14 protein-coding genes are annotated in these 18,405 nt (G+C 61.9%); all 14 read left to right on the forward strand.

What is annotated here, in order from left to right; all coding sequences use genetic code 11:
* The 14 genes from trbL to L2I41_RS13865 all read left to right on the forward strand — a co-directional run bounded on the left by trbL (window position 1) and on the right by L2I41_RS13865 (window position 18,398).
* Window positions 1-1,326, forward strand: coding sequence for a P-type conjugative transfer protein TrbL (gene trbL / locus L2I41_RS13800; protein ID WP_237154154.1), 1,326 nt, complete (start codon window positions 1-3; stop codon window positions 1,324-1,326).
* Complete coding sequence (gene trbF / locus L2I41_RS13805) at window positions 1,326-2,009, forward strand: conjugal transfer protein TrbF (RefSeq protein WP_237154155.1); 684 nt, start codon at window positions 1,326-1,328, stop codon at window positions 2,007-2,009. Before trbL ends, trbF begins: the two co-directional genes overlap by 1 nt.
* A complete protein-coding gene (trbG, locus tag L2I41_RS13810) occupies window positions 2,006-3,049 on the forward strand; it encodes a P-type conjugative transfer protein TrbG (protein WP_237154156.1) in 1,044 nt (347 codons plus the stop codon). The genes trbF and trbG overlap by 4 nt, the downstream gene beginning before the upstream one ends.
* Window positions 3,046-4,269 carry a TraB/TrbI/VirB10 family type IV secretion system protein gene (locus L2I41_RS13815; RefSeq protein WP_237154157.1) on the forward strand — a complete coding sequence of 408 codons (1,224 nt, stop codon included), beginning with the start codon at window positions 3,046-3,048 and terminating at the stop codon, window positions 4,267-4,269. The genes trbG and L2I41_RS13815 overlap by 4 nt, the downstream gene beginning before the upstream one ends.
* Before the next feature lies 1 nt (window position 4,270).
* Window positions 4,271-4,501, forward strand: a complete 231-nt coding sequence (locus L2I41_RS13820) for a DUF2274 domain-containing protein (protein WP_237154158.1) — start codon at window positions 4,271-4,273, stop codon at window positions 4,499-4,501.
* Between the two features lie 213 nt (window positions 4,502-4,714).
* Entirely contained in the window at window positions 4,715-4,942 is a 228-nt protein-coding gene (locus L2I41_RS13825) for a hypothetical protein (RefSeq protein ID WP_237154159.1), read from the forward strand.
* Window positions 4,935-7,418, forward strand: coding sequence for an AAA family ATPase (locus tag L2I41_RS13830; protein ID WP_237154160.1), 2,484 nt, complete (start codon window positions 4,935-4,937; stop codon window positions 7,416-7,418). The genes L2I41_RS13825 and L2I41_RS13830 overlap by 8 nt, the downstream gene beginning before the upstream one ends.
* Complete coding sequence (locus tag L2I41_RS13835) at window positions 7,419-8,138, forward strand: DCL family protein (RefSeq protein WP_237154161.1); 720 nt, start codon at window positions 7,419-7,421, stop codon at window positions 8,136-8,138.
* 212 nt (window positions 8,139-8,350) lie between these two features.
* On the forward strand, window positions 8,351-8,971 hold the full coding sequence (locus tag L2I41_RS13840; RefSeq protein ID WP_237154162.1) for a type IV toxin-antitoxin system AbiEi family antitoxin domain-containing protein: 621 nt from the start codon (window positions 8,351-8,353) through the stop codon (window positions 8,969-8,971).
* Complete coding sequence (locus L2I41_RS13845) at window positions 8,961-9,881, forward strand: nucleotidyl transferase AbiEii/AbiGii toxin family protein (protein ID WP_237154163.1); 921 nt, start codon at window positions 8,961-8,963, stop codon at window positions 9,879-9,881. Before L2I41_RS13840 ends, L2I41_RS13845 begins: the two co-directional genes overlap by 11 nt.
* Before the next feature lie 76 nt (window positions 9,882-9,957).
* A complete protein-coding gene (locus L2I41_RS13850) occupies window positions 9,958-11,262 on the forward strand; it encodes an SIR2 family protein (protein WP_237154164.1) in 1,305 nt (434 codons plus the stop codon).
* 7 nt (window positions 11,263-11,269) lie between these two features.
* A complete protein-coding gene (locus tag L2I41_RS13855; RefSeq protein WP_237154165.1) occupies window positions 11,270-13,381 on the forward strand; it encodes an ATP-binding protein in 2,112 nt (703 codons plus the stop codon).
* A complete protein-coding gene (locus tag L2I41_RS13860) occupies window positions 13,378-14,610 on the forward strand; it encodes an exonuclease SbcCD subunit D (RefSeq protein ID WP_237154166.1) in 1,233 nt (410 codons plus the stop codon). Before L2I41_RS13855 ends, L2I41_RS13860 begins: the two co-directional genes overlap by 4 nt.
* Before the next feature lie 2 nt (window positions 14,611-14,612).
* Complete coding sequence (locus L2I41_RS13865) at window positions 14,613-18,398, forward strand: AAA family ATPase (RefSeq protein ID WP_237154167.1); 3,786 nt, start codon at window positions 14,613-14,615, stop codon at window positions 18,396-18,398.
* Window positions 18,399-18,405: the final 7 nt, after the last annotated feature.

The following is an 18,405-nucleotide window of genomic DNA, read 5'->3' on the forward strand; positions in this document are numbered from 1 at the left end:
ATGGGCGGCTCCGGCGTCATCGATCATTTTTTGGAGGTCTTCACCCGCTACATCGACAGCGGCTTCGGCCTGTTGCAGGGCGAGGTGGCCTTCATCGCCACGACGTTGATCGTCATCGACGTGACGCTGGCCGCGCTCTTCTGGTCGTGGGATGCCGACAACGACATCATCGCGCGGCTGATCAAGAAAACCCTGTTCGTCGGTGTCTTCGCCTACATCATCGGCAATTGGAACAACCTCGCACGCATCGTCTTCGAGAGCTTCGCGGGGCTCGGCCTAAAGGCGTCCGGCACCGGCTTTTCGGTCAGCGATCTCATGCGTCCCGGCAAGGTGGCGCAGACGGGTCTCGATGCGGGTCGGCCGCTGCTCGATTCCATTTCCGACCTGATGGGTTGGGTGTCGTTCTTCGAGAACTTCATCCAGATCGCCTGCCTGCTGTTCGCCTGGGCGCTGATCCTGCTCGCCTTCTTCATCCTCGCTGTCCAGCTCTTCGTCACCCTGATCGAGTTCAAGCTGACGACGCTCGCCGGTTTCGTGCTGATCCCCTTCGGCCTCTTCGGCAAATCCGCCTTCATGGCCGAACGTGTGCTCGGCAACGTCATCTCGTCGGGCATCAAGGTGATGGTGCTCGCCGTCATCATCGGCATCGGCTCGACGCTCTTTTCCGAGTTCACCGCCGGCTTCAACGGCGCGACGCCGACCATCGACGACGCCATGGCGATCGTGCTGGCGGCGTTGTCGCTGCTCGGCCTCGGCATCTTCGGTCCCGGTATCGCCAACGGCCTCGTCTCCGGCGGCCCGCAGCTCGGTGCGGGCGCGGCGATCGGAACGGGCCTTGCCGCTGGCGGCATGGCGGTGGCGGGTGCGGCGACGGTCGGCGCCGTCGCCTCCGGTGGCGCCGCATTGGCGGGAGGTGCTGCCGCAGCGGCGCGTGGTGGGGCTGCTCTCGCAGGCGGAGCATCGTCCGCCTACAGCCTCGGCGCGGCCGGACACACTGGCGCGACAGGCGTGGCAGCAGGTCTCGGTAATGTCGCCGGCACCGGTGCTTCCAAACTCGGCTCGGCCATCGCCAGCCCGTTCCGGCGCGCCGCGGCGTCGATGAAGGACAGCTTCGAGGCGGGTGGCCGATCGGTCGCCGGCGAAGGCAGCGCCTCCGATACCACTGCATCTCCATCTGCAACCAACGAAGGTCCGCCCGCTTGGGCCAAGCGCATGAACCGCTCGCAAGCGATGTCGCACGGCGTCCAGGCCGCCGCCCATGCGGTCAGGTCCGGTGACAGCCATGGCGGCGGCTCGTCCGTCCATCTTTCTGAAAGCGACCGCTGATGTTCAAACGACCCTCCACCCACTACGGCAAATCGCCGGAACCCGAGACGCCCTATCAGCGAGCTGCCCAGGTCTGGGACGATCGCATCGGCTCAGCCCGTGTGCAGGCGAAGAACTGGCGCTTGATGGCCTTCGGGTCACTGGCCTTGTCGGCTGGTCTCTCTGCCGCGTTGGTGTGGCAATCGTTGAGCGGCTCGGTCGTGCCGTGGGTGGTGCAGGTCGACAAGCTCGGCCAAGCGCAGGCCGTAGCTCCGGCAACCGCCGACTATCGGCCGACCGATCCGCAGATCGCTTTCCATCTCGCGCGCTTCATCGAAGAGGTCCGCTCGATCCCAGCCGACGCGATCATCGTCCGCCAGAACTGGCTCCGGGCCTACGACTTCACCACGCAGGCCGGCGCATTGGCGCTCAACGACTACGCCCGCGCCAACGACCCCTTCACCAAGGTCGGCAAGACGCAGATCGCCGTCGATGTCTCGAGCGTCATCCGCGCATCGCCCGACAGCTTCCGCGTCGCCTGGGTCCAGCGGACCTATCAGGACGGCTCGCTCGCCTCCACCGAGCGCTGGACCGCCATCCTGACCGTTGTCGTGCAGGTACCGCGCGACGCCGAAAAGCTCCGGGCCAACCCGCTCGGAATCTACGTCACCGCCATCAACTGGTCGAAGGAGCTGACCCAATGACGCCGACCTTCCGCAAAGCCGCCCCCGGACAAGCGGGACGTCCGGCTTTCCGTAAATCCGCCTTGCCGCTTCTCTTGGCTTTCACATCCGTGCTCGCCGGCTGCGCCACGGCGCAGAAGCCGCCCGAGATCTCCTATGACGATGCGGCGCCGGCCGTCATCGCCTCCGATCCGCCGGCTCCGGTTCGGGTGGTGGAACTGCCGAAGCCGCTGCCGTTGCCCGGTCAGTTGAAACCGGTCGGCAAAGACGGCAAGGCGACGCCCGAGTTGCCGGACCCCGCCGCGCGGGTGAACGAGGCCAATGCCGCTGCACGGATGCAACCGGTCAGGAACGGCTTCATCAACGCCATCCAGGTCTATCCCTTCGTCGATGGTGCGCTCTATCAAGTCTACACCGCTCCGGGGCAGATCACCGACATTGCCTTGCAGCCCGGCGAAACGCTGGTCGGCTCAGGTCCCGTCGCCGCCGGCGACACGGTGCGCTGGATCATCGGCGACACCGAGAGCGGTGTAGGCGCGACGAAGCAGGTCCACATCCTCGTCAAGCCGACGCGGTCCGAGCTGATGACCAACCTCGTCATCAACACCAATGCGCGCACCTACCATATGGAGCTGCGCTCGACCGAGAAGACCTATATGGCCTCGGTGTCCTGGCAGTATCCACAGGATCAGCTCATTGCGCTGCGCCGGCAGAACGCCGAGGCGCAAGCCGTCCAGCCGGTGGCGACCGGCATCGATCTCGCTCGCGTCAACTTCCGTTACGAAGTGACCGGCGACCGCGCACCGTGGCGGCCGCTGCGCGCCTTCGACGACGGCCGCCAGGTCTTCATCGAGTTCCCGCGCGGCATCGGCCAGGGCGAGATGCCACCGCTCTTCATCGTCGGTCCGGAGGGCGATACCTCGGAACTGGTGAACTATCGCGTCCGCGACAACTACATGATCGTCGACCGGCTGTTTGCCGCCGCCGAGCTGCGTTTCGGCGCCGACAAGAACCAGAAGCGCGTTCGCATCTCCCGCACCGACGGGAGGCCGGCGTCGTGAGCGAGATCGCCCCCGATCGTCAGAAGCCGGGCGCGGACGACGAGGTCCGGCCGTTGACCGGAGAGCCGGTCGCGCCGATGCGGCTGCGGCCCGAACCGCCGCGCGTGACGCGCCTGTCGCGAAAGGTGCTGATCGTCCTTGGCTTGCTTGCCGGCACCGGTATCGGCGGCACGTTGATCTACGCGCTCCAAACCCGGCACGGCGGCAAGACGAACGAGGAGCTGTATTCGACCGACAACCGGACGACGCCCGACGGCCTCGCCGCCCTGCCAAAGGACTATGCCGGTGTCCCGAAGCTCGGTCCGCCGCTGCCGGGCGACCTCGGCCGCCCAATCCTCAGCGCCCAGAACGCCGGCCAGCCCGTACCAACACCGGGGATCGCGACGCCCAATCCGGGGATCAGTCAGGAAGAGCAGCGCCGCATCCAAGAGCTGGAGGCGGCGCGGACGGCCCGTCTCTTTGCTTCGACCGAGACGCGGCCAGCCAACACGGCTGTCCCGCAGCCGCAAGCGACAGTCTCGCCGCAGACGGACCTTTCCAGTCTCGGGCTTGCGCCACCGCCCGCGACACCATCAGCGCAGGATCGTCAGGTCGCGTTTCTGAACCAGACACCCGACAAGCGCACCGTCTCGCCGGATCGCGTCGCCGCTCCCACGTCGGCCAATGTGCTTCAGGCCGGGGCGGTGATCGCGGCGGCGCTCATCACCGGCATCCGCTCCGATCTCCCCGGCCAGATCATCGCGCAGGTGACGGAGAACGTCTATGACAGCCCGACCGGGCGCATCCTGCTCGTGCCGCAGGGCACGCGGATCGTCGGCCTGTATGACAATGGCGTGGGCTTTGGTCAGCGCCGCATCCTGCTCGTTTGGAACAGGCTGATCTTCCCCAACGGCCGCTCGATCGTGTTGGAGCGCCAGCCAGGTGCAGACGCCGAGGGCTATGCCGGGCTCGAAGATGGCGTCGACTACCATTGGGGTGAGCTGTTCAAGGCCGCGGCGCTGTCAACGCTGCTCAGCGTTGGTGCCGAGGCAGGATCATCGAGTCAGGAGAGTGACATCATCCGCGCGCTGCGCAACGGCGCATCCGACAGCATCAACCAGACCGGCCAGCAGATCGTGCAGCGCCAGCTCAACATCGCGCCGACACTGACCATCCGACCGGGTTTTCCCGTCCGTGTGATCGTCACCCGCGATCTCGTGCTTGAGCCCTACGGAGGCTGAGATGACAAAGCTGAAACTCGGTCCGATCGCCGACGACAAGCCCGTGAAGGTCACGCTCGAGCTACCCGCGGGCCTTCACCGCGATCTGATCGCCTATGCCGAAATCCTCGCCTGGGAGGCGGGGCAAACCGCTGCCGATCCCGTTCGCCTGATCGTCCCCATGCTGGAGCGGTTCATGGCAACGGACCGGGGATTTGCAAAGGCGCGGAGGGTAAAGGCAAACGCGCGTTGACAGTGACGGTAGTCAATGATCTGCCAACAGACGCGCCGTTTGCTGGCATTTAGACAGCCTGAGAGGCATCTTTCGTTTCGCATCATTGTGCTGGCAGAAAGGTATTCACGTGGGGTGTTCTCCCACAAACGCGAGCCTTTTCAAGGGAAGTGCCATTTTCCTAATGGGTATCTCGTTGTATCATCTGACATGAACAACTGGGAGGATATCCGCATGGAAGGCGAAGCTGAAGTGGCAGACACGCCGGACGCATTTCTTAAGGCGTTGGCAGAAAGCCTAAAGGGAAAGGAAGGTGTCGATGCCGGAATGGCGGACATCCTTAAGACCCACATCTTGAAAGTGGCACCTGCGCAGAACGCCGTCGCTCAGGCCAAGGACGCCATCCTGAAACTCGCAGGCGAACGTGCCAGTCCTCCTAAGCCGGAGTTGGCCAATGGCTGATCCTTACTTTCTTCAGTCCTTGGGCCTTTCCGGGTTTCGCGCGTATCTCCAACCGAAGACGTTCGATTTCAGCAAGAAGCGTTGCTTGGCGATCTTCGCGCCGAACGGCAGCGGCAAATCCAGCGTCATCGATGCGCTGGAATTCATGTTCTCCAAGGACGGAACGCTCGAAAGGCTCGGGCAGCGCGCCATCAACAACCAGGCTGGACCCGTGGCGCTGGCGCACAATCTGGCTGAGGAGGCGAAGATTGCAGCGGCGGTTACGATCGGCGTGGTCTCGGGCAAGGATGCCACCAACGGCAGTCGACCGGCGACGGGGGCGAAGCGACCGATACCGGCGGTGGCCACGGCAGTGAACGCCTGCTTCGCGGTGCCGCCGATCATCCGCGGGCATGCGCTGCGCACGTTCGTCGAAATCCATACGCCCGAACAGCGCTACGCGGATGTCGCCAATTGGCTGCAGCTCGGCCCACTGGTTGAGGTGCAGAAGAATATTCGTTCGCTGCGCACGCAGGTGAAGGCTGCGGCCGAGGACGAGACGACGCTGCAGCGCGTGGATACCCAGCTTGCCAAGGAGACGGCCCAGGGGGTGAAAGCCTGGGATTCGGCGGCGGTGCTTGCCTACGCCAACGTGTCTGTCCTGGCGCCGCTCGATCCGGCGCTGATGCTGGCGACGGTGGCGGCCGGCGATCCGGCCTATCTCGAACTGGAATCGCGCGCCAAGGCCGAGGAGAACAAGATCGGACTTGCGGGCCTGCGCCAGATCCGTAATGCCGCAGCCGCTTTGCGAGCGGAGGCGACCGATACGGAGAGCGGCGAGACTGTCGTCAGCGGTGCGATTCCGATCTTTGACGCGGCTGTCGCGGCTCTGTCGGCGGCGGAGAGTAAGGAAACGGAAGAACGGGGCAAAGCGGCGAGCACCGTGTTTCAGGCTTTGTGGAAAGCCGCAGAGCCGCTTTTTGCCGAAGGGGTGGCGGCACCTGACATTTGCCCCGTCTGCGCGACACCTGTCGCGGACACGGCGGCTGGTAGCGCTGAGACGATCCGGGAACACATCGCCAAGCACCTCGAGGAGTTGGCGGACTACGCTGCCGCCAAGAAGGCGCTCGACGAGGCCAAGACTGCGGCGACCAAGGCCCATACCCAGTTGGTAGCGGCGCTGCCGGGACTGATTGGCCACCTCGGCGACGGCGAGGCTGCATTGAAAGCCGATCTTATCGCCTATCAAGCAGGCATCGCCGGCTGGCCTCAGACCGCCGTTCCGGCCTCGGCCGACATTGTTTCGGCAATCGCCAAGCTGCTCGCTACGCTCGATCAGGCCATCGCCGACATCGAATCGAAGCAAGGCGACCACACCTATATCAAGGCCAAGGCGAAGATCGATCGACTGCTGGAGCTACAGACCGAGCGGAACCTTGCGCTGCGAACGCTGGATGAGCTGGGGAAACTCTCCAACGCCTTGACGGCGCAGGCGACGATAATCTCAGCCGAAATCCGCAAGAAGGTGCAGGCTCTGCTCGACAAGCTTCAGACGCCCATGAACGATATTTACAAGCTGATCCAGGGCGCTGGCGCCACGCCAATCCGGCTGGAGCTGCCGGCGGAAGACGACACGAACCAGCAGCGGCTCAACCTCCTGATCGACTTCGCCAAGAACCGCACGGGCGTGCAGCCGGGCGGCTATTTGAGCGACTCACAGATCCATTCGGTGGCCCTGGCGTTGCGGATGGCGGCGATCCAGCAGTTTAACGTCGGCGCGCCCATCATCGCGCTGGATGACATCGTCACCTCCTACGATGCCGATCATCGGCGCACCATTGCCGGGCTCATCGCCACCATGTTCGGCAACTGCCAGATCCTGATCACCACGCACGACGAGCGGTTCTTCAATTATTTGAAGGATCAGCTCGAGGCGAAAGCGTGGCACTTCACCCGGATCATTGGCCTCGATCCGGCCTACGGGCCGCGTTTCGCTGATCACAAGGTCAGCGATGAGATGATCGAGGCGCGTTGGGCGGCGGGCCAGTCGGCGGCCAACGAGATGCGCCAGGCCGAGGAGGAATGGCTTCTCGGCATCTGTCGGGATTTCGGGGTCAGCGTCCGCATCCGACCGCTGGAGAGGGCCTATTCCTACGAACGCAGCGAGTTGGCCTCGGCGCTCGCCGGCCTGCTCAAGGATGCCAAGCTGGCGCCGGCGCTGGTGCCGGGCGTCAACAACCGGTTCCTCGACAGTTTGGTGAAGGGCGAGATCGAGAATTTCGGCAGCCACTTCCAGGACGGGCCCTATGGCGACGGTTCGATTGGTGACGAGAAGGCGCGCTGGGAGGAGTTCAAGGCTTTCCGCAGCCAGTTCGGCTGCAAGAAGTGCAGTCGAACGAAATTCCAGCGGCCCTTTACTCTCAAAAAGCCAGTTTGTGCGCATGATGGCTGCGAGGCGCAGTTCGAGTTTGCGGCAGCGCCGGCAGGGGTGGCTTGAATGGGAGGGCGTGCGAAACCAGTAGAGCTGGCGACGCGCAGCTTCGAAAAGCAAGGCGACGCCACGGCTTTCTTCAAGGCCATGCTGAACCGCTACCGGCCTGGTGAGCGAGTGAGTGACGAGGATGGCCTCGACGTTGCCGCCCTTCTCGAACGCCACACCGAATATGTCGCCAAGGTGGGCTGTGGCGTCAGCCATTTCCAGGTCATGATGACCGAGCATGGGACGCAATGCTTCCGGATCATCCGCACCGATGGCAGCGGCACGGATTTCTCCTATCCACACTGCATCTCCCAGCGACCACCCAGCCGTAAGCAGGAGGTCGCTCAAGCCTTTCGACGTGCGGTGCGCTTCGATCTCTACAAGGCCCGCGATAATTTCTTCGCCACCCACAGCGGTTCTGACGGTTTGGTTTCTTGCGCGGTCACCGGCGAACGCATCGCGCGGGACGAGGCGCATATGGATCACCGTCCGCCAATGACCTTCGAGGTCATCGTGACGACGTTTCTCTGCGGGCGCGGTCTATCACTCGACGATGTGCCGCTCACGACAGGCAAGGATGATCAAGTCTCGCCCGAGGTGACCGATGACGCCCTGAGCGAGGCGTTCCGAGCCTACCACGCTGGGATCGCGCGCCTCGATTTCGTGCGGAATACCGTCAACCTGGCCCAAGCCAGTCGGCATCGGCTGAAGGACGGCCGGATCACGCTGACAGGATAGCCGCTGCTTACCACGAGAGTTTAGTCGCGCTTTCTCGTCTCATCGACGTACTGGGAAAATATGAGGTCGGCGGCGACGCTGTCGTCGTCCGGCACCGCTCGGCCAAGCTTCGAGAAGGATGGTGGTGGGCGAAAACCGGGGATTCCCAAGCCAGCCAGCTTGTGATAAAACCTCTGCTACATATTTCTTTGTCAGAGGAAACGTCACCGTCCATGCCATCCACTAGCGCCCAGCGGCTTCGTGCGCTGAAACTTCTAGAAGCCCGAGGTATGCTCCGGCTGAAGGAGTTCGTTGCCGAAGGCATCGGCCCGGAGACGCTTGCGCGCCTTGTCCGGGAGGAGGCGGTCATCCGCCCGGCACGTGGCCTCTATCAACTCCCCGACGCACACGTCGAGGCTGCCCATACGCTGGCTGAAGCGGCGGTTCTGGTTCCAAAGGGCGTGGTCTGCCTAACCTCAGCCCTCCAATACCACGAACTGACGCTGCAGATGCCGTCGGCTGTATGGATGGCGATCGACCGTGCCGCCTGGCGGCCCAAGATCGATTATCCCCCTATTCGGTTCGTGCGCTTCACTGGGGCGGCACTGACCGAAGGGGTCGAGCGTCACCGCATCGAGAATGTCGACGTTCCCATCACGGATCCGGCGAGGACAATTGTCGATTGCTTTCGCTACAGGACGAAGATCGGCCTCGACGTCGCGATGGAGGGACTGCGCGAGGGTCTCCGCCGTCGCCGATGCAAACCGGATCAAATCTGGCGTTACGCGCGCAAGGCGCGGGTCTGGTCGATCATGCGTCCTTACGTCGAGGCAATGGTGTCTGATGCCGCGTGAGCCTCGCAACATCGGCGCATCAGTGCGAGCGCGGCTCCTCGATCGGGCACGTGCCGAGCGATCGGATTTCCAGATTCTCCTGACGCGATATGCGCTCGAGCGTCTGCTCTACCGGCTAAGCGCGTCGCCGCACCGCGACCGCTTCATCCTCAAAGGTGCGATGCTCTTCGTGACATGGGTCGCCGATCCGTTTCGGCCCACGCGCGATCTGGATCTGCTTGGCCACGGCGACAGCGACGCCGAGGCAATTGCCGAAACCTTCCGGGCCATTTGTGCGCAGCCGGTCGCCGATGACGGTGTGACGTTTGATGTCGCCGCGCTGATGGCGGCCCCGATCCGTGAGGAGACGGAATATGGTGGTGTGCGGGTCCGCACAACGGCAACCATCGCCGGGGCGCGTATTCCGATCCAGGTCGACATTGGTTTCGGCGACGCCATTACACCTGCGGCCGTCGAGATCGACTATCCCACCCTGCTGGACGCCCCAACGCCGCGCCTTCGCGCATATCCGGTCGAAACGGTGGTGGCCGAGAAATTCGAAGCGCTCGTAACGCTCGGCGTGGCCAATAGCCGGCTCAAGGATTTCTATGATCTCTGGGTGATCTCCCGAACATTCGAACTTCGCCAGGCTCCCCTTGTCGAGGCAATTCAGCGGACCTTCGAACGACGCGGAACGGTCCTCCCGTCTGTTGTTCCGGTCGGTCTGACCGATGAATTCGCGGAAGCATGGACCGCTCAATGGCGCGCCTTCCTGGACCGGGACCGGATGGCAGCCGCACCAGATGCTTTCGCCGCTACCGTCGCCGATCTTCGCCTCTTCTTGATGCCGTTGGTCGTCGGATTGAAGGAGGAACGAATTTGGCCGCCGAACGGGCCGTGGTCGCCGGGGGAAGCAATCAATGAGGCGTAGCGGAACGAGAAAATTTCTCCGTCCCGCATGGCGCGACTGACGAAGAAAGGAGCCGCTGTCGCGGTTGGGGGGAAGTATGGATAAGAAGCACTTTTATCGCGTAGGCAGCCACTCTGGCGCCTGGGACGATCTACCCACTGACCCAGATGAACTGGATTCTCTGACCAATAGTGCTCGAAAGCACATCGAGCCGTGGCTCTCTGCTGTCTTCCAAGCAGAGCACCTCAACCTACTGCTCGGCAGTGGGTTCACCGCAGCGATTGGTTATCTCGCGGGCGTAGGGGCCACAGGCATGGCCAAGGTTACATTTGGCACGTCTTATGACGCCGCCATCGATGCGCACGCCCAGGCCGGAGCGACGGCCATGAAAAGAGGTGCGGCAAACATCGAAGATCAGTTTCGAAGTGCGCTTGCTCTGCTCGAGGGCCTGGGGGTCATAGACAAGGGAGCAGAAAAAACTCTTAAGGATGGCATTGATGCCCAGATGTCTGGCTTCCTCACTTCATTATTGAAGACGGAAAGCGGGATTGTTGCTGGAAAGGATCCGACATCGAAAGATGCTGCCCAGGGCGCTCTGCAATCATTCCTGCTGAGTTTTGCGAGCCGCGCTGCATCCCGTGAACGTTTGCACGTCTTCACAACCAACTACGACCGCCTGATCGAACATGGTTGCGACTTTGCGGGTCTTCGGATCATCGACAGATTCGTCGGCGCGCTGAATCCGGTCTTCCGCGCGTCGCGCGTTGAAGTTGATGTCCACTACAATCCACCCGGCATTCGGGGAGAACCGCGGTTCATGGAGGGCGTCATTCGCCTGACTAAGCTCCACGGCTCACTGGATTGGTTTTTTGATAAGGACGAGCGGCGAATCTACCGCAAGGGCATCCCATTCGGAGCGCCTGCGGATCATACCGACATTCCCAAAAAACCCGTCGACACGGTGATGATCTATCCCAATCCCGCGAAGGACGTCGAAACAACACAGTATCCCTATGCGGAGCTCTTTCGCGATTTTGCGGCAGCAGCTTGCCGACCTAACGCCGTTGTCGTGACCTATGGCTATGGTTTCGGCGACGATCACGTCAATCGAGTGCTGCTCGATATGCTCACGATCCCGTCGACCCATTTGGTGATCATGGCCTATTCGGCTGACGATCGCCTCAAAGCATTCGTTGAAAAGACGCGAGATGCGCAAGTCTCGTTGCTGATCGGGCCTCATTTCTCGGATCTTGCAACGTTGGTTGCAAGCTACCTGCCGAAACCGGCGCTCGACTACATATCGGGCCGAATGACAGAATTGTTGAAGCATCGTCCAGGCGATCCAAAACTCAGCGACCCGCCTGCCGCACCGCCTTCAGTGACTGCAACCGGGCCGGTATGAGGCGATCATGACAACTCCAATCGAACGACTGTCGGGCCTTGTTGTCGGTGTCGTCGAGTCGGTTGCGCCTGACGAAGTTCGGGTGCTCCTTGAACTGGACGCTCCGCACTCCACAGCATTGAATACCGGAGTGCCGGCGGGGTTTCCGCGTCTCAATGGGTATGTGATCATCCCAAATGAAGCCGGTGCGACAGTCGCCTACATAACCTGGATTGGGATCGAACGCTCTCCCTATCCAAAGCGCTCTGGCCTGAAAGACTTTGGCCTGATCGATCTTCCATTTCCACTACGGAAGATGTCGCTATCGCCAGTGGGTACATTGACATCTCGGCGCGACCGCGCTTCGGGAATGACCAGATACGAACTCTCTCGTGGCGTGGTAGCGTTTCCGTCAGTGGGGGACCAAGTCCTTATCCCGACACCCCCGCAGGTCGAAGCCATCGTGGGCGCGAGGGACGACGATAAGAGAGTCAGAATAGGCTCCTCTCCGATGGCATCGAACGCGGCCATCATGGTCGACCCTGACAAGCTTTTCGGTCGGCACCTGGCGGTATTGGGAAACACCGGCAGCGGTAAATCATGCACGGTAGCGGGCCTGATTCGATGGTCCATGGAGGCCGCCGAGAAGGCCATCAAGGATGCCGGCAAGACGGGGGTGCCCAACGCGCGGTTTATCATCCTCGATCCAAATGGCGAATACGCCAGGGCCTTCGCTGATCGCGGAGACGAGCTACGGTTGTTTCGCGTTCCACCCGTTGCAGATGGAGAGCGACCGCTCGATGTCCCTGCGTGGCTCTGGAGTGGGCACGAGTGGACCGCGGTCGCTCACGCCCAACCAGGGGCGCAACGCCCGTTGCTTATGCAGGGGCTGCGGGAGCTGAAGGCCGGTCAAACGGAGGGAGTGCCCAGAGAGGCGATGATCCGCCGCTACCTTGGTTCCTATTCGATCCGGATATCGGCGATGTTGAACACTGGCACGCAGGCCTTCGCGGGGGCTCCGAGACCGAGATTCGAGTGCGCGCGGCTCCTTGAAACGATCGCGTCAGATTGTTCGCAGTTTGGCGGGGAGGCCCTCGATACAGCTAGCGGCGCTCTTGCCGCGATTTCCACCACGATCACAGGGATTGTCGATAGCCGACGATCTGGAAATTTCTTCAACGATTTTGCGATTTCCGACCTGGAAACGATCCGCAGCGCACTGGATGCATTGGCTCAGACGCTGCCGGATATCGGTCACGCAGCCCTCATCAGTGAGGACGCTCCACAGTTCTTTGACGTAAACATTCTCGCCGAACATCTTGATCGGGTGGCAACCGAGCAGGGAGGTAACCTCGCAGGGTTTATCTCGACGCTCGGACTTCGGATTCGCGGAATGCTCGCCGATCAGCGGCTCGGCGCCGTAATTGGTCGCGACCCGCCGACTTCCTTCGAAACCTGGCTGAAGGATTATGTCGGCGACGATGGCGCGAGTAACGGCCAGATCGCGGTCGTCGATCTGTCTCTCGTCCCATCCGAAATCGTCCACATCGTTGTGTCCGTTTTGGCGCGGCTGATCTTCGAATCGCTTCAGAGATACCGCCGCGGCCATCCGAAGGGCCAGACCTTGCCGACAGTCCTCATTCTCGAGGAAGCGCATACATTCGTTCGGCGCGGCAAGGACGATGACGGCCCTGCCTCATCTCCGACCCAGCTCTGCCGCGAAGTGTTCGAGCGTATAGCCCGCGAGGGGCGCAAGTTCGGGCTCGGGCTCGTCCTTTCGTCGCAGCGACCATCAGAGCTTTCTCCAACGGTTCTCGCCCAATGCAACACGTTTCTGCTGCACCGTATCGTCAATGATGCGGACCAGAATCTCGTCGCACGCCTCGTCCCCGACAATGTCGGTGGGCTCTTGCGTGAGCTGCCGAGTTTGCCTTCCAGGCAGGCCGTTCTCCTTGGTTGGGCAGCGCCGATCCCGGTTCTGGTGGAGGTGGACGAATTGCCTGATGCACAGAGGCCGCAGTCGGCAGATCCGGATTTCTGGAACGTTTGGACGCTGGCCGAAGAGCGGAATGTCGATTGGGACTCAATTTCGAAAGCATGGTCGGGCTCTGCTCCGGTGCAACTGCCGGAGGAAGAATGATCCGTATTCTGCACACGGCTGATTGGCATATCGGTCAAACTTTACGCGGGTTCTCGCGGGAGCACGAGCACCATAAGGTGTTTGAGCGGCTTGAAGAGATCGTCGTGGAGCGAGATGTCGACGCCCTCGTTATCGCCGGCGACGTGTTTGACAGCCAAAATCCCTCCGGGGAAGCGCAACAGCTCTTCTACAATACGCTCGTGCGGCTGAGCCGCGCACATCCGCGCATGGCTATGGTGATCGCTGCCGGCAACCATGATGCCGCTGGTCGGTTGGAAGCGCCGCGGCCTCTGTTGGAGGCATTCAACATCCGCGTCGTGGGCAATGTTCGGCGGCGTGAAGGGCGGGTCGAGGCCGCACGCCATCTCGTTCCTATCGCTGACGCAAGCGGTGCGGTAGCTGCTCATGTGCTTGCAGTCTCCTACCCAACCGCAGCGTGCCTTCCGAATTTGACACGGCTGGATGGTGAAGCAGGCTCGCCCGTCATCGCTGGCGTGCGAAGCCTCTATGCCGAATTGGTCGATACGTTGCGGGGACCGATGGATGGTCTACCGTTCGTCCTAACGGGACACCTCCATGTCGCGGGAGGTATCGAATCGGAAGGCGCAGAGCGGCGAATTCTGGTCGGTGGCCAGCATGCCGTGCCGCATGACGTGTTCCCGGCAGAAGCGAGCTACGTGGCGCTTGGCCACTTGCATAAGGCTCAGGCTATTGGCCGCGATACCGTCCGCTATTCCGGTTCACTGATCCCTTTGTCCGCGACGGAGCTGTCCTACGCGCATGGGGTCACTCTTGTGAGCCTCGACGGTACAGCGGTTCTATCTGAGCACATCTCGATTGACCGGCCAGTTCCCTTCATCCGCCTTCCTGAAGCGGGCGATATGCGGTTGAGCGAATTTGGTGATCATCTGAAAGCAATGGACCTCTCATCGGACCTACCGCTTCATGAGCGGCCATTCGTCCAGGTCAGGCTTGCCCGCGAAGGGTTGTCTCCCGGGTTCAGAGAGGAGGTCGACCGCATCGCGGAGAGCTTCCCGGTGCGCATCGTCGATACCCGTGTTGCAGCAATACCCGGGGCGTTGAATGACGTGATCATCGCCGATCCTATGATGCGGCTGGCGGAAAGAGATCCGGAGGATCTGTTCAAGCTTGCATTTGAACGCACCCTCGGCGTCGCCCCGGATGCTGCTCACCTGGATGTCTTCCATCGAGCACGGGCGGAGATATAGCCATGCGGATCTTGGCTATCCGCGGCGAGAATCTGGCAAGTCTTGGCGCTCCCTTCGAGATCGATCTTGCCGCAGAGCCTCTTGCAGGTTCCGGCCTCTTTGCCATCACTGGCGAGACCGGCGCCGGGAAATCGACTATCCTCGACGCGCTCTGCCTCGCGCTCTATGGCGAGTATCCGCGCGTCTCTGTTAGCCGTCGTGAAAATACCCCCGATCCCAGCGGAGAGGCGATTTCAATTCATGATGGCCGGGCGATCCTGCGTCGCGGCGCTGGGAGCGGATATGCCGAGGTGGATTTCGTCGGGCAGGATGGCGAACGCTACCGCGTTCGCTGGGAGGCCAATCGGGCGCGGGGGCGAGCAAATGGGCGGCTGCAGAATGAGCAGCGCTCGCTGTATCGACTTGACGACGGCAGTGCGGTGGCGACCGGCAAGACTCAGGTCCGCGAGGCGGTGGAGACGAGAACTGACCTCACATTCGATCAGTTCCGGCGAACGGTGCTCCTCGCGCAGGGCGAGTTCGATGCCTTCCTGCTCGCCGCCGAGAGCGAGCGCGCGGAATTGCTCGAGAAGATCACAGGCACCGAAATCTACGCAGCGATCTCGGTCCGCGTTCATGATGGCACCGACGCACGACGAAGAATTGTCGAGCAATTGGAGCAGCGTCGGAACGACATTGGACTTCTTGATGACGAAGCCATGCAGGCGCTGCTGGAGGAGCAAAGCCAGCTTGCTTCGACCATTGCTCAAAAAGGTGCTGAGCGCGATCAACACAGCGAGCGATTGGATCATTTCAAGCGCGTCGCTGCTGCTCGCGGCGATCTCGCACGGGCTGAGGCCCAGGCGGTCGCAGCGCGCGCCGCACGCGAAGCAGCCGCCAATGAGTATCAATCTCTTGCCGAGTTCGATCTCGTCGAGCCGCTTCGTCCGCTAGCGGGTGATATACAAAATGCACGACGGACGGCAGCGGAGGCCAAGACCCGTCTCGACGGCTTGCTCATTGCGCGCGAGGAAGCGCGGACGCTGGATGCAGCGTCTACAACGCAACTGGCGGACGCTGTAACCGCCAACGTAGCGGCAGAAGACGTCCTCAAGAACTTCGGTCCCCTTTGGAGCGACGCCGAGAGGCTCGACGCCGAGCTGACGACAGCTCGGACGGAGTTTAATGATGCGGTGGAAAAATCGCAGCAAGCGGAAGCTACACTGCGCGATAAGGCCAATGCGCTGGCCACGATTGATCAGGCTCTCGGTCAGACATCAGAATCGTACCGCACAACCGCGGCGCAATTAAGCAATCAATCGGATCGCGTTCTTCTTGCTGATCGTCTTGGCGATGCGATGGACTTGTTGGCGAAGCGGGGAGCGCTCCAGCAGGAACACGCTACAGCCACGGTGGCGGCCATTGGAGCGGAAGAAACAGCGACGCGATTGCAAAGTGAAATAATCACCCTGTTGGAAAAGCTCACCGAGGATCGTGAGCGAAAGAATGGCCTAAGTCGTGAAATCGCTGATCGTAGAGCCGGTCTTGCCGGCATCGACGAGGCGACGCTCCACGAACGAGACATCGATCTGCAGCGCGCGCTCGAGGCTCTGCGCGAGGCAAGTACCGTCTGCGACCGGCATACTCGAGCATCGGCAGATCTAACACGGCGAGAATCGGAACACACGCTGGCGGCGCAAGAGGTAAGCACAGCGAAAAGCCAAATTGTTGAAGCCGAAGCGGACCAGCTCCGCGATCGGACCGCACGTGCGGAAATTGTTCCAATCGCAGAGCTCGCCGACGAGGCTGTCTCATCTGAGGCCATTCATCTGCGCAGCCTGCTGGCCCCAAATTTGGCCTGTCCGGTGTGCGGCAGCACCGACCATCCGCATCTTGCGCATCCCAGCGCGCTGAATGAAATTGCTGCTAGGCTTCGCCGCCGACGCGAAGAACTCGATGCCGCGTTGACCACGACGGGCCAGCGTTTGGACGCTGCAACGCGCGCGCTCTCCGCTGGAGAAGCTCGCCAGACGGAGACAAACCGCGGAATCGATGTGGCGCGCGGACAAATTCTGGCTGCCAACAGCGCTTATGGCGAACAGTTGTCGTCCTTGAACGATCTCTGCACGAAGGCTGGGATCGAGGAGGGTGTACCTCCCGTTCTCGATGACCAGGCTGCGTCGAAACTGGCGGCCCATATCTCAGTCGCGATCGCAGAACGATCAGCCATTGCATCTCCACTCGCAAACGCGCGCCGTCTTCGGACTGAGATCGACGGTTTGCAACGGGAGCATGACGCGCTCGGCGAGGCGATCGAGACGACCGCGCGGTCCATCGACCAAAGACGTTCTGATTTCCACGCCGCGCAATTGAAGGCAACTGAGTACACGGTTCAGGCGGCGGGCCTTGCTGAGCGCCTCATTTCCATTCGCCGTGAAATCACGCCGTTTCTCGCTGCAGCAGGTCTGGCCGTCGATGACCTCGATGTCGATCCCACCGGTGTTAGCGTTACGCTGTCAACAATCGCGACGGAGTATGCTGCCCTGCGCGAACAGGTTGGCCAACTTGAAATGACGCTCCAGCGTTTGGCGCCCGAGCGTGCAGCCGCGGGCGCCTCGCTTGAGCACGCGCAGGTGCAGGTGACGACGACGGCACTTCTTCTTGATCAACGTCGCATGGCCGAGGGAGAGAAGGCGCGCGCCAGAGCTCAACTTCTCGATGGCGAGGCGACAGCAAGCCACCGGACTCGGATCAATGAGGCTTGCCGGACCACCCGTGAGGCGCTCGCGCTCGCGCGCGAGACGAAATCCGCCACCGATGCAGCGTTCCAGGCGGCCGGCGCTCGTTGCGACGAGGCCGCCGCTGGATTGGAGACCGCCAAAGGCCGCAGTGCTTTAGCCGAAGAGGCATTCAACGCTGCGTGCCTGGATATTGCTCGCTCGTCAGACCAGGTTGCCGCGCTGATCGCAGCCGACCCAGCTTTGAGCAGAGCGTTGCGGGTCCGAATTCAGGAGATCGACCGAGGCGTGAACGATGCCGGCACCGCAGTGCTTACGCGCCAGAGTGACTTACACCGGGCGTTGGAAGGTTTCGACGAGACCACCGATGCAGAGGCGTTGGCCGCAGTCGTCGCGGCGTTGGCAACAGAAATCGGAGACTTGCAACAACGGACAGGTGTGCTTGCTGCTACGCTCGCGCGAGACGACGAGGCACGCCGCGCCGCCGCAAATCTATCTGCGGAAATCGACACCGCGAAAGCGGAACTCGCAATCTGGCAGGCAGTCGACGATGCTGTCGGCTCGGCCAGCGGTGATCGTTTCCGCCGCTTTGTGCAGGGCATCACACTCGACCACATGGTGCAATTGGCGAATGATCACCTCCACGCATTGACCCCCCGCTATAGGCTCGCGCGGGGGGCAGCGTCCGATCTCACTCTGCATATCATTGATCGCGACATGGGCGACGAGGTCCGCGGGACGCGAAGCCTGTCAGGCGGTGAACGTTTCCTGGTCTCCCTTTCGCTGGCGCTCGCTTTGTCAGGTCTCGAAGGACGATCGTCCTTTGTCGACACACTGTTTATCGATGAAGGCTTCGGATCGCTCGATGCGGAGACGCTCGACCTGGCAGTAGATGCGCTGGAGACCTTACAAGGTAGAGGTCAGAAGGTTGGCGTCATCACGCACGTCGCTGCCATGATCGAGCGGATCGCCGTGCAGGTTCGCGTAGAAAAACGTGGCGCTGGAAGATCGGAGATTAGAGTTTCCGATGGCATGGGAGCAGCATGGCCTACTACGAGTAGCGCGCAATAGTATTAGA

It is taken from the genome of Oryzibacter oryziterrae (assembly GCF_021864535.1).
GTDB classification, from domain to species: Bacteria; Pseudomonadota; Alphaproteobacteria; order Rhizobiales; family Pleomorphomonadaceae; genus Pleomorphomonas; species Pleomorphomonas oryziterrae.